At 41.9% G+C, this 12,581-nt stretch carries 12 protein-coding genes and 3 pseudogenes; 2 read left to right on the top strand and 13 right to left on the bottom strand.

Translation table 11 applies throughout. The features are described 5' to 3' along the window. Positions 1-18: 18 nt before the first annotated feature. Together L1028_RS14990 and L1028_RS14985 are read right to left on the bottom strand one after the other, a co-directional pair. Complete coding sequence (locus tag L1028_RS14990; RefSeq protein ID WP_234535123.1) at positions 19-438, bottom strand: hypothetical protein; 420 nt, start codon at positions 436-438, stop codon at positions 19-21. 38 nt (positions 439-476) lie between these two features. After that, positions 477-1,055 carry a TetR/AcrR family transcriptional regulator gene (locus tag L1028_RS14985; protein WP_234535121.1) on the bottom strand — a complete coding sequence of 193 codons (579 nt, stop codon included), beginning with the start codon at positions 1,053-1,055 and terminating at the stop codon, positions 477-479. Positions 1,056-1,179: 124 nt separating this feature from the next. Between L1028_RS14985 and L1028_RS14980 the strand changes: the two genes are divergently transcribed. After that, positions 1,180-2,343 carry an MFS transporter gene (locus L1028_RS14980; RefSeq protein ID WP_234535119.1) on the top strand — a complete coding sequence of 388 codons (1,164 nt, stop codon included), beginning with the start codon at positions 1,180-1,182 and terminating at the stop codon, positions 2,341-2,343. A 67-nt stretch (positions 2,344-2,410) separates the two neighbouring features. Here the strand turns inward: L1028_RS14980 and L1028_RS14975 are convergent. The 7 genes and pseudogenes from L1028_RS14975 to L1028_RS14945 form a co-directional block, all read right to left on the bottom strand. After that, a pseudogene (locus tag L1028_RS14975) lies at positions 2,411-2,548 on the bottom strand (DUF255 domain-containing protein); the annotation flags it as partial. A gap of 156 nt (positions 2,549-2,704) precedes the next feature. Beyond that, complete coding sequence (locus L1028_RS14970; protein ID WP_234535117.1) at positions 2,705-3,610, bottom strand: hypothetical protein; 906 nt, start codon at positions 3,608-3,610, stop codon at positions 2,705-2,707. A gap of 95 nt (positions 3,611-3,705) precedes the next feature. After that, positions 3,706-3,846 carry a hypothetical protein gene (locus L1028_RS14965; RefSeq protein ID WP_234535115.1) on the bottom strand — a complete coding sequence of 47 codons (141 nt, stop codon included), beginning with the start codon at positions 3,844-3,846 and terminating at the stop codon, positions 3,706-3,708. 195 nt (positions 3,847-4,041) lie between these two features. Further along, the gene (locus tag L1028_RS14960) at positions 4,042-4,824 is read right to left on the bottom strand and encodes an MFS transporter (RefSeq protein ID WP_234535113.1); all 783 of its coding nucleotides are present in this window, start codon (positions 4,822-4,824) and stop codon (positions 4,042-4,044) included. Next, on the bottom strand, positions 4,772-6,028 hold the full coding sequence (locus L1028_RS14955) for an ABC transporter ATP-binding protein (protein ID WP_234535110.1): 1,257 nt from the start codon (positions 6,026-6,028) through the stop codon (positions 4,772-4,774). The genes L1028_RS14960 and L1028_RS14955 overlap by 53 nt, the downstream gene beginning before the upstream one ends. Positions 6,029-6,136: 108 nt before the next feature. After that, positions 6,137-6,691, bottom strand: a complete 555-nt coding sequence (locus tag L1028_RS14950) for a MarR family winged helix-turn-helix transcriptional regulator (protein ID WP_234535108.1) — start codon at positions 6,689-6,691, stop codon at positions 6,137-6,139. A gap of 337 nt (positions 6,692-7,028) precedes the next feature. After that, on the bottom strand, positions 7,029-8,273 hold the full coding sequence (locus tag L1028_RS14945; RefSeq protein WP_234535106.1) for a serine hydroxymethyltransferase: 1,245 nt from the start codon (positions 8,271-8,273) through the stop codon (positions 7,029-7,031). Between the two features lie 212 nt (positions 8,274-8,485). Between L1028_RS14945 and pdxR the strand changes: the two genes are divergently transcribed. Continuing rightward, positions 8,486-9,916: a MocR-like pyridoxine biosynthesis transcription factor PdxR gene (gene pdxR, locus L1028_RS14940; protein ID WP_234535105.1), complete on the top strand. Its 1,431-nt coding sequence runs from the start codon at positions 8,486-8,488 to the stop codon at positions 9,914-9,916. A 59-nt stretch (positions 9,917-9,975) separates the two neighbouring features. Here pdxR and L1028_RS14935 read toward each other — a convergent pair. From L1028_RS14935 to L1028_RS14920, 4 genes and pseudogenes are all read right to left on the bottom strand, one after another. Next, positions 9,976-10,224 (bottom strand): annotated as a pseudogene (locus L1028_RS14935) (pyridoxal 5'-phosphate synthase lyase subunit PdxS); the annotation flags it as partial. A gap of 6 nt (positions 10,225-10,230) precedes the next feature. Beyond that, complete coding sequence (locus L1028_RS14930) at positions 10,231-11,460, bottom strand: benzoate/H(+) symporter BenE family transporter (RefSeq protein ID WP_234535103.1); 1,230 nt, start codon at positions 11,458-11,460, stop codon at positions 10,231-10,233. Positions 11,461-11,481: 21 nt separating this feature from the next. After that, positions 11,482-12,225: a YggS family pyridoxal phosphate-dependent enzyme gene (locus tag L1028_RS14925; RefSeq protein WP_234535101.1), complete on the bottom strand. Its 744-nt coding sequence runs from the start codon at positions 12,223-12,225 to the stop codon at positions 11,482-11,484. Between the two features lie 69 nt (positions 12,226-12,294). Continuing rightward, positions 12,295-12,540, bottom strand: a pseudogene (locus L1028_RS14920) (NAD(P)-dependent oxidoreductase); the annotation flags it as partial. Positions 12,541-12,581: the final 41 nt, after the last annotated feature.

Genomic DNA, 12,581 nt, shown 5'->3' with positions numbered 1-12,581 from the left:
TTTTTACCAAATCTCGAATCAAGTATATTCAAAACACATTACAGCTTTTCCTAAATCCTTCTCATAAAATAAATGCGCACAATCGGCTCCATACGCTTGAAAATAATAACCAGTCAATGAGCCAACATATGTAAACACTTCGCCATTCATATTTTTAGGAACATTGCTGAGATTGGTCTGTTCGAACTTGAGCATGTCTTCTACGGACTCATCCTCTTCCTTCATAAACTCCTGAGCCTTATCAGACATGAAAGCTACATCATCTAGAATACCATTTACTTCAGGAAACTCAAGTCCCCAACCACTAGACTGTTTTTCTTTAAAATCAAATAATAATGCTTCTGTTGATACTAAATCTTTTCCAAAACTGGAATAAGGATAGATCATGTTATTTTGATGAAAGTATTCCTTACGGATTTGATAATCCTTTTCATTCAATACGGGATTATATTGATTATTTACCCTACTTTGATGAATCAGTCTTTTATCACTAAATTATTAACTATATTTTTCACCACATTCTTTTTTTCTTCCAGCTTACTATCCTTCAACTCGAAGATACCTGGATCTAACATGAAATTAACTGCGGTTAGTAAAAATTCAGCAGTTTCTTGTGCATGTTCAACTTTAAAATATCCTTCTTTAGTTCCCTCAGCCAATATTCGGGACAAGTATGGAGTCATTTCATTAATTTTTTTAACGAGAAATTTTTGATGAATCCAAGCATTATTTTCATGGTGAAGAAAATCTGAAACTTTTTGGTGAAAAGGCTTTACAAATAAAATGGCATTTACCTTTTCAGCAGGCGACATATGTAAATCCTCATCAATGGTTTTAATATACTCCTCATGTTCGACCATAAAACGATCAATAAGCGCGATCATAATCTCTTCTTTAGTTTTAAAATAATAATAAAATGTTCCTTGCGCCACGCCAATTTTTTTGACGATATCACTTACTGCTGTATCTTCAAATCCTTTATTAGCAAACAGTTCTAAAGAAGCATCCATAATTTCCGCTTTTCGGACCTCAGGATTTTTGGATATTCTGGCCATTTATATCCTTCTTTCGGTTATTGTCATCATTCAAATTTAATTTTAATTATTGACTGACTCAAAGTCAATGTTGTAAGATACGTTCTACTGACTTGTAGTCAGTCATATATTAAGGAGGGTTATTATGAAATTACGTGTTATTTTGTATTTAATAGGTTTTAGCGCTTTTGTTGCCTCATTGGGACAAAACTTATACAATCCATTGCTTCTACAAGTTCAAGAAGAGCTGCATACAACGAGCTATTTGGTTACTCTATCCGTTTCTTTGTTTACTTTAGCCTTAGCAATCATGCAGATGGTTTTCGGACCCTTAGCTGATAAAAGAGGGAGAAAAGCCGTTCTCATTCCCTCCATTATTGTGTATATTGTCTCTTCTATCGGTTGTGCTTACTCGCCATCCATTGGTTTTTTGCTATTCTTTCGTGTTCTTCAGGGAATTGGTGCTGCCGCAGTTCCAGTTGTATCAGCTGCTATAATAGGCGATATATTTCGTGGAAAAGCACTTTCACAAGGCATGGCTACTTACCAATTATTATTAATGCTTGCTCCTGCGATCGGGCCATTAATTGGAGGTGTAATTGGGGAGCGATTAGGTTATGGGGCAACCTTTTTGTTTTTGGCAGCAATCAGCATTTTACTTCTAATAGCTAATCTTATCCTATTGCCTGAGACAAAACCTGAATTCTCCGGGTCGAAACATAACAGCGCTCAGAACTTTTCTTTAATCTTTAAGAATCCGATGAGTCTAACCATCTTAATCTTTGGATTTTTTCAATTTATGGTCTATTTTATTTATTTGACCTTTGTACCGCAAATATTGAGCAATACTTACTCTTTTCAACCTGCAAAGACTGGTATAATACTGCTCGCAATGTCCCTCTCTACCATTATCAGCATTAAGCTTGGGGGGTGGATGTTAAATCAATTTGGCGCTCGAAAAAGCCTAATTTACGGTTTTTCACTTCATGCATTATCCGTTATTTTGTTTGCTTTTACTGCTCAAATCTCTCTTTCATTCCTTATTATAGATGTTTGTCTCTTTGGATTTTTTATGGGCTTGACAGGCTCTATACCTACCACCCTTCTTACGGAGCTATTTCCAGAGGAGAGGGCTACGGCTATTGGAGTGTACAATTTCATCCGTTATCTTGGCATGGCGTCAGGGCCGATGATTGGTACCATGTTGTATTCCGGCGGAAGTATTATACCTCTCTTTCTAACTTGTAGTTTAGCTTTTTCTGCTGTAATTTTCTGGGGCACAAGGTTTGTGGGAAAATTTACCTATTGATAATTCCAGCTTCCTGACACTATGTTCACGAGAACTTCTAATATTGATTCATGAGAACATCCCATCAGTGGCAAGTCGAATAGCTGGCAGATAGGAAAATCGTCTTGTACTCAGACTGTGCCTTAGCAAAAGCCTCCTCCCCCCATGGATACCAATCCACGGGGTTATGGGCGTGCTTTAATAAATACGGGGATATTTCATTTATTAATTGACGAGAGAGTTAGTGTTTCATAGTTTCATATATCTGGTCCGTGTCTTACTTATGGATACGATAAAAGTTCAATAACATAGAAAAATAAACAGAACTAAGGATTCCGCCGCATCTGAAGAACCGGAAAATATCGCAGCGGCCGTTCTTCATTTATGATGCTTTTTCTGCTTTTAGTACATTAGTTACAATCTCTTGGCTGATAGAAGTTACTGCCTTTTTATCTTCTTGCTCTTCAAAGTTCCCATGTTTATCTTGCGTATAACAACCCATTATCAGGTAGCCCTGTTGACAATTAGGACAATGACCAAATTTAAATCCATATTTAACATTAGTATCGGAAGCTACATCCTCACAAAGCGCCTTTTGTTCAGTGATATACTTTGTTAATCCTTCACCGTTGTTATTTTGTATGTACTGATTGATTTCACTTACTACAGTCTCTATCATCTCATCATTTACTTCCAAAAGTTTATGTTCCTGTAAATACGCTTTATTACACGAAGAACAATGTGTCTTACCACTTGTCACCAGCAATCCAGCACTTAGACCACCTATTAATAAACCAACACATTGTATAAGAAATTTGCTGACGTTTACCCACTTATTTGGTTCAATATCTATTGCATTGCTTACATGTCCTCTTGAAAATATGCTTAAACTGCTATTATTTAATTTATAATCATAATAATTCAATAGAGTTATAGGTTGATCTGATTCTCCAAACATATAATTGCTTATGTGCTCCCCCTCAAACTTATAATTAATTTCATTCGATGAAGAGACATATGCCATTTGATATTCTCCATACATAAACCCGCTAAACGAAAGTACTATGAAAATAAGCGATATTAAGTAGTTGTTTTTATTCGGCTTTAATCCCTGTCTCACAATTTTATAAAAATACCCGAAGGTGGCTATACCACCGAGAATAATCCCTCCGATTGGAATAATGAATAACATAGAAAAGCTAAAAAAGTTAAAACCCAAGATACTCAAGATAAGCAATTGCACAATTACTGATACTACCGCTGTTATTACTCCCCAAACCCATTTCATAAATTTTCCCTCCTATTTCTGAACGAGTTATATTTTAACATCAGATGAAAATTAATCCAACGATAAAAATTACAGCATCTTTCGACAGTTTAATCTTATATTCCTGCCTTGCTGGGCCAAAATGCAATAACCTTGCATTGGCCCAAGTCTTTAATTGCAACACAAGTACCTCCATCAACGGAATTTTCGCCCATATTCAAAGAGTCAATACCGGCACCAATAATCTGTTGATTCACACGAACATCCCACCAATGACAGGTACGTGTGGGTCAACAACTAGCTATACCCAATAGATATACTCTACAATAAAAAGAAAAACCCATGTCCATTTGGACATGAGCTTCTCCAGACCATATTGCGGGCCCCACGTGACTTCAGAGTAAAAAATCGTTATGATGTATTCATCGTTTTTTTGTTTATTGATCACATATTTACTGGCTGTTTAACTCCCCTGCCTCCTCATGATGAATAAGACATGCTGCTAGCAACCCAATGCACAGAATACATGCCAATAGAAGAAACGTAGTTAAATAACTTGCATTATTCATCAGCTGAAGCGAGATAATCGGACCGAAGCTTGTGCCTGTAAATAATACAAAAGTGTATACGGATACAGCTATCCCGCGCATCTTGCCGCCTACTTGCCCAACAAGCGAAACAAGTGAAGGAACGGCTAGTGCGATCCCACCCACAAAAAGGATGCTCATTACAATAAGAAGTGGCAAATTAGAAATCATCCCCATAGACGCCAAACCAATGATCGCTAGCAACAATCCACCGCGAAGCGTTATACCTACCCCGACATGCTTGGATATTCTTCCCGCAAATGGAGAAACGAGCATGCCTAATATACCGATAAAACGGACAGATAGAATTTCTTGCTTGCTTAACTCATATGGAGCTGAGCTTAGATAGTTACCCAGCACTGTATACATACTTACAAAAGACATAAGCAGAACGAATGCCACCAGATAACATAACACCAATTGTTTTTGAACAAACACTTTGCCAATTTGCTTAATAGGCTCCCAGATATTAGCGTGTGCCTGCTGGATACCCCCTTTGGGAAGGAAGAAGAACACTAATGTGGCGGTCACCGCATAAACAACGGCAAGAATATAAAAAGCAGCGTTCCAGCCATAATGCTCACTGAGCATACTACTAACCACTTGACCAACAATACCTGCAATCAGAAATCCTGTACAAACGGGCAATCAAATAAGCAATCGTTGACTTTCCTGATCCTGACGAACCAACCAAAGCCGTAGTTTGGTTACATGGAAGCCTCAATTGGAAGTTTTGTAGAATGGGATGTCCTTCTTCATATGCAAACTCAACATCATCAAATACAATTTGTCCTTTTACTGGCGGTAGAACAATCGCTCCTTCCTTATCGTAAACCTCTGGAACGGTTGCTAAGACTTCTTGAATGCGCTCGAATGCTGCTGCCGATTGCTGTACTTTGGTAATCATTCTGCTAAAGGAGCGGATGGGCGCTTGCAACAAACGCAAGTAAGCTAAGTAAGCTACGATATCACCAACGGACATGTTCCCCTGCATAGCCTGCCACGCTCCGAACAGGAGCACCGACGTCATACCTACATAATTCAGCCAATCGATAATTGGCGAGAAAGTCGCCGTCAACAGTGAAGCAGAGACTGTGGCGATCCGATGCTGTTCGCTCAAAGCCTCGAACTGCTTACCTTCCGCATCTTCACTTGCAAAAGATTTGATCATTCGTATGCCTGACAACGTATCTTGAAGTGAGTTGTTTAACTGAGCTGATATGTGACGTACCGCTCTGTAGGCACTCTTAATGCGTTGACTGAAATATCGTGATGTTACAAATAAGAAAGGCAAGGTAGTAAGTGTAATTAATGCAAGTTGCCAGTCCGTATATAATAAGTACCCCACGATCGCAGCGAAGGTTATGACATCCGCTATGATGGACAGGCTATCGGCTGAAGCCAGTTCCTGTAGTTGATTCACATCACTCGTTAACCTTGCCATCAGATCCCCGGTCCGATTACGGTCAAAAAATTTCAAATCCAAACTTAATGTGTGTTTGTGCAATTTGTTTCGCAACTGGAGAATTGCTTTCTGACTAACAATTGTCATGACATAACTGCTACTGAATTTAAATATCCCCAGCAGTAATGAAGCTAGCAGGATAAGACCTCCCGTTTCTAGTAGCGCGTAATACCTTTTTTCAGGGATGATCTGGTCTATGATCTCTTTCGTTAACTGAGGGATCATAAATTCAAGAATGGAAATGGCTATCACTGTGACGGCACCAAGCATAAGCAAGACCCATTGTGTCCTTGTGTGCAAGAACATCTCCTTAAACATGATGCGCAGCGATATAAAATGCAGTTCACGACTCTGCTGCTGGTCCCCGGAATGCTGAGTTTGTTTCATTTTGCATCACATACCTTCATGTTGTAATATCCATCACGGTTATCAAATCAGATTATATCCATCTCTGATTTCATGTAATTAGATCATCTAACTATATGACCAAAAAAATTATCTACCCGATCCAAGTCGTTTTTCTAAGCTTGCATTTAGTTTAACCAACACTTTTTGGAACACCGCTTGCTCCTCTTTATTTAATTCATCAACAAGGGATGCGCATGTAGACCAGAACGTAGGCAATATTTGATTTACAAGCGTACTGCCTTCAGCGCTAATACGAACGTGAGTCATGCGGCCATCCTTCGCATACGGTTCACGAACAATCAGATTTTTTTTCTCCAGCCATATTAACAAGGCCGTTACGGACGATCGACGAATCCCCAATCGGTCTGCTATGGATGAAGGTGTAACCAACTCCTGATCTGCGTGAAGGGATAATAGGAGTAATAGATCCAGCTTGCTCTCCGTGATGTCAAAAGCAGCTAAATCAATATCCACCATATCTAAAATGTTATCTCCCGTCCAGAGCATAATCAGTCCCAGATGCGCAGAATTTAAATTGGTATCGGATGAGGCTGTACGCTCCATCAACTTTAAATAAGGCGATGTTCCAAGTCTCGGTAATTGTTGCTCGGTCGTATATTCCTTGGCAGGTTTTCTTTTCAATTTGTATACCTCCTTACTCCTATAGTTAGATTATCTAATTACATTGAATATAACTGATTTCTTTTATTTTTGCAAACCATATTAAGAAACAAAGGTAACCCTAGAGGCAGAGTTACCTAACATCATGTATTCGAGATATGCATAGAACTCCGAAAAACTAATTTATGAATAATCTGGATCGGATTCTTCAAGGTCGAAACAAGTCTTGGCATAATTACTAGCTCTTTCGTATAACCCGGGACATTCATACTCTTGTTTCTCCAGAATCCCTCCGATCCTCCACTTCACCTGCGCATATACTCAAGCACTGAGTTTACGATGGAGCTCTGATAATAAACTATTGAAGTCCTTCATATAAAGGAAATTGAGACGTAATTTCACGCACACTTCCTAATATCTGATCTTTAACCGCCCGACTCTTGGGATTTTTAAAGGCAAGTCCAATAAGCTGAGCAATTTCTTTCATTTCCTTATATCCAAATCCTCTTGATGTCATAGCAGGGGTTCCGAAACGAATGCCGCTCGTTACTAATGGGCTTGCCGTATCATGAGGAATAGCGTTTTTATTAGCAGTAATCCCCACTTCATCGAGTATTATTTCAGCTTCTTTGCCCGTAAGTCCAATCGTGCGCAAATCAACCAAAACAATATGATTATCTGTACCTCCCGATACAACGGTTAACCCTTCATTCATTAATGTTTCCGCCAATACGTTAGCATTTTCAAGAGTTTTTTCCATATACGTTTTGAAGTCCGGTTGCAATGCCTCGCCTAGTGCAACCGCTTTTGCTGCGATGACATGCATAAGCGGGCCGCCCTGTGACCCAGGGAATATCGCTTTATCAATGGCTTGCGCCCATGGTTTACGGCACATGATGACACCGCCTCTTGGTCCTCGCAATGTTTTATGCGTTGTCGTCGTAACAAAGTGCGCGTGTGGTACTGGGTTAGGGTGCAAGCCTGCCGCAACAATTCCTGCAATATGTGCCATATCCACAAAAAAGAGGGCCCCAACTTCGGCTGCAATTTGGGCGAACAACTCAAATTCGATCGTTCGTGGATAGGCGCTGGCGCCAGCAACGATCATACGTGGAAGATGCTTATGAGCGAGTTTTCGTACTTGGTCAAAGTCAATGCGCCCTGTTTGTTCATCGACTCCATAAGGAACAAAATTGTAAAGTCTTCCGGAAAAATTCACCGGACTCCCGTGTGTAAGATGACCACCATGGGATAAATTCATGCCCAAAATTGTGTCACCAGGCTTAACTGAAGCAAAATAAACCGCCATATTCGCCTGTGCGCCGGAGTGAGGCTGCACATTGGCATGTTCAGCACCAAAAAGCTCTTTGATACGGTGAATGGCAAGCTCCTCGATCATATCGACATACTCACATCCGCCATAATATCTTCTCCCCGAGTATCCTTCAGCGTATTTATTCGTTAGTACCGTCCCTGTAGCCTCCATGACCGCCCGACTTACAAAATTCTCCGATGCAATCAGTTCTATTTTATCCCGCTGCCGTGAAAGTTCTTGCCGAATAGCGTTGGCCACTGCTCTGTCTTGTTGTTCTAAATATTTCATGAACATCTTCCTTTCTGTCTGCATATTTCGTTTTGAATTATTCTCGATCCCATCATCCCTTGGTTAGGTACAAAATCCGTTTGTCTAATTCCGTCGTGTTGCAAGTACAACTATTGTCATGATAGTATATCAATCAATGGATTGTTATTAAATATCCATATATTAATATTTAAGGCAATCCATAATTCCAATAAAACACTGGAAGTGAATGAATGCTAAAAGTAAATCGAGATGACGAACGTCCCATCTGGCAGCAACTGCTGGACCAAGCGATCCATAATATCACAACCGGAAATTGGCCGCCAGGCGAATTGCTGCTCCCATCCCGCGAACTTGCTCTATTGATTGGTGTTTCCCGTTCAACCATACAGATTGTTTACGAGGAGTTATTCAGCCGCGGGTACACCGTAACCTCACGTCGCGGCGGAACAAGAGTTAGTGAATGGACATATGCGACTCGTCCTTCAGAAGATGCTGCGCCCCAAGGACCCATTCCACCCGAATTGCCTTTATTAAACGCTGCAGTCGGCCATTTGCACAGTTGGTTCGGAGACAAAGAAAATCGAAAAGTAGAGATCGATTTCAGCCCCCATGAGCCTTATTTGGACGAACATTTTCAAAAGAATTGGAGACAATCATTTTTACATGCTTCCACAGAAACAGACCTGGACAGTTGGGCTTACGGCGACGCCTATGGATTCCTGCCACTACGAGAACAGATTCAACGTTATTTGTCACTAGAGCGGGGCGTTCATGTGGATATCGATCAAATCATATTAACCTCAGGCGCACAACATAGCATCGATTTGATCGCCCAAGCTCTTTTACATGAAGGAGAAACGGTTTCGGTTGAAGATCCTGGCTTCCCTGCTGCTTGGATGGCGATGAAGTACCGGCGTATGCAAGTTGTCTCTGTTCCGGTCGACGAGTACGGGCTATGCGTAGACCGCATTCATCCCGGGTCCAAACTTGTGTTTGTTACGCCATCGCACCAGTGTGCGGTTGGGGTTATTATGTCAGAACCTCGCAGGCAACAATTGTTACACATGGCTGCTCGGCAGCGGTTTTGGATTGTTGAGGATGATTATGACAGCGAATTTCGATATCGCGGTGACCCACTTCCAACCTTGTTCAGTCAGCAACCTCAGAATACGTTGTATATGATGAGTTTTTCCAAAATGGTTGCTCCTGGTATTCGGATATCAGCAATCATTGGTCCCAAAGAAGCCATTCGTCAGCTTGCCCAAGTCCATGAATTAACCTATCGTCATCTTCCGATTATGGAGCAATTAACGCTTACTCATTTTATCGAACATGGTCATTTCATGCGCCATATGAGACGAGTTCGAAATGTATATCGGCGCAGACATGAAGCCATGACGAAGGCCATCATCACAACAGGTCTGAGTGAACACTTCACACTAAGCGGCGTAGAAACGGGGTTACATATGCTTCTTGAGGCTGATAGATCGTTTGACGAAGAAGCCGTGACGAACTTAGCGCTCGAAAAAGGAATCCGTGTTTATCCGCTTAGCACGTATTGTTTGGAAAGCGATAGAAAAGGATGGGTATTGGGTTTTGCTAAAGTAGATGAAGCAGCCATTGAAGAAGGCATTCAGCGTCTGGCGGAGATGCTTTTATAGTACAAGCATCCCCGCCAGAGTTTGCTCTTTATTGCAGCTCAATTCGTGCTCCCATCCAGTTACTGGCCGCGGTCCTGCATCCGTTCATGCTCCCGCAGACTAGATATTTCAATCCCTTTCATAGGGGTTCCTAGATTTTGGGATACTCCTGCAATTAACGCGTAATCTTCATAATGTGTTGTGGCCTCAACAATTGCACGTGCAAACTTCTCGGGGCTGTCCGACTTGAAAATGCCTGATCCTACAAAGACGCCTTCTGCGCCCAGATGCATCATCAGAGCTGCGTCGGCTGGCGTAGCCACTCCGCCTCCCTCCTATTGTTTTTGTTCGGCTTGTTGTACTCCACTCGGCTTGTATTGCTCTTTATGAAAGTTCCCATGAATCAATAGATGTGCTGCCAATCCCGCGACAAGTCCCCAAAATGCGCCGCCGACGCCAAGCAAGGTCACATTCGCGGCTGTTGCTAAAAACGTAATCAATGCGGTCTCACGTCCCTTGGGATCCGTTAAAGCGCCCGCAAGACTACCGCCAATTGTGCCAAGCAATGCCAATCCCGCTAACGTTGCGATGAAGGTAGCAGGAAGAATCAAAAACAGAGCTGCCAACGTCACGCCAAAAATGCCAACAACTATGTAGAAAATGCCACAGGCAATACCTGCAATATAACGTTTTGTCGAATCCTCATGCGCGTCTTTCCCTGTACAAATCGCTGCTGTAATGGCTGCTACATTAAAAGCGTGCGAGCCGAATGGTGCTGCAAGGAGCGAACCCAAACCCGTTATGGTCAAAATCGGATTCGCGCTCGTCTTGAACCCGTCATTCCGCAATACTAGTATTCCAGGCATGTATTGTCCCGTCAAAGTAATAATAAACAGCGGCAATGCAACGCCCAATAAAGCATGTAACGAAAACTCCGGAACGACAAATACCGGTGATGCGATTGACAATTGGATCGTACTGAAATCTGCTTTCCCCATATAAATCAAATAAATCAGTCCGATTGCCAGTATGCCAACAATCGCATAGCGTGATGTAAACCGTCTTAGCACGATATAAGCGGTAAACAGTACAACGACAAGCAATGGGTCAACTTTTGCTCCTTCAAAGGCTGAAATGCCAAACTGCAATAAAATGCCTGCTAACAACCCGGAAGCGATGCCTGGAGGAATAAGCCGGACGAAACGTTCAAACATGCCCGATAATCCTAAAACAATAAATCCTATTGCAGAGATCATGTAAGCACCAATTGCTTCGGGATAAGGGGTTACCGCTAATGCCGAAACGAGAAAAGCTACGCCTGGTGTTGACCAAGCCGTAATAATCGGTTCCCGATATCGATAACTTAACCATATCCCGGTTACACCCACTCCAATAGAGATTGACCAAATCCATGAAGCGGTTATTTCGGGACTTAAACCTGCAACTTTTGCTGCCTGAAACACGAGAATAAAGGTACCCCCGTAGTTGACAATGACAGATATTAAAGCTGCAATGGTCGGCGATATCAAATCGCGTCCACGCAGCGAATGGGATGTTGTGTTCATAAACGTTCTCCTGCCTCTCTCCTAATCATCCTGGCGTGCGTTCTCGTTCCAGTAATAGCTGTCCGGTAAGTAACGTTGGCCGAATACACTTGTCCCTACGCGGATGATGGTGGCTCCTTCTTCGATGGCCACCTTGAAATCACCAGACATGCCCATCGAAAGGATATCCATTTCTACACGTGGAAACTTCTTCTCCCTAATTTTTGTTTGAATAGATTTTAATAATCGGAAGCAGTGCCGAGTCTCTTCGTTTGTAGCATTCAGTTTTCCAATCGTCATTAAGCCTTTCACGTTTAACGTTTCGAACTGGGACAATTGTTCCACCAATTCCAGTGCCGTTTCCGGAGGAGCACCAAATTTACTTTCTTCGTAGGACGTGTTGATTTGTACCAGAATATCCATAGTCTTGTTCTCTTTGACGAGCTGATGGTGCAGGGTCTGCCCCAATTTCAAGCGGTCCACAGAATGAATGAGCGTAACATATTTGACAACGTCCTTCACTTTATTCGTTTGTAGATGTCCGATAAAATGCCATTCGACCTGACTATACTGCTGCATAAGTGGAAATTTATCCCGAAGTTCTTGCGCTTTGTTTTCCCCAAATAGAGTCTCACCCGCTTGTATAGCCATTTGCAATTTTTCCAGCGGTACGGTTTTGGTCGCCAACAACAATTGCACATCCTCTATCTTGCGCCCCGAGGCTTGGCAAGCCAATTCCATCTGCTGCTTCACGGTTTTGAGATTCTCTTTAACTAGATGGCCCATGACTTCTACCCTCTTTCTGTTCCACGTTTATAAATGAAGTACGCTGATCATAATTATCTCTTTCTCCGCTGCACGTCTGGCCACTTCGATCCCGATACGACCAAGCCCGAGCACAACGAGTATCTTGTTTCGTAATTCGACGCCAAGGAATAATTTACGATCCTATCGCCCAGTAACGGTTTTTGCATAGGCTAGCGGAATATGCCGGGCCAATGCATGCCATCATCATCGCAAGGGCATGCTCGCACATCGTGACCGTATTGCCTTCGGTTGCATTGCCATGATAATCCCCCGGCTCGTTGCAACATTCAAATCAAATCAATGGGATCCGATACCAAAACTTTAAACATCGACCT

The organism is Paenibacillus pseudetheri, assembly GCF_924513355.1.
Taxonomy (GTDB): Bacteria; Bacillota; Bacilli; order Paenibacillales; family Paenibacillaceae; genus Paenibacillus_AQ; species Paenibacillus_AQ pseudetheri.
Note: the sequence above shows the minus strand (reverse complement) of the source record. Positions and strands in the feature narration are given on the sequence as shown.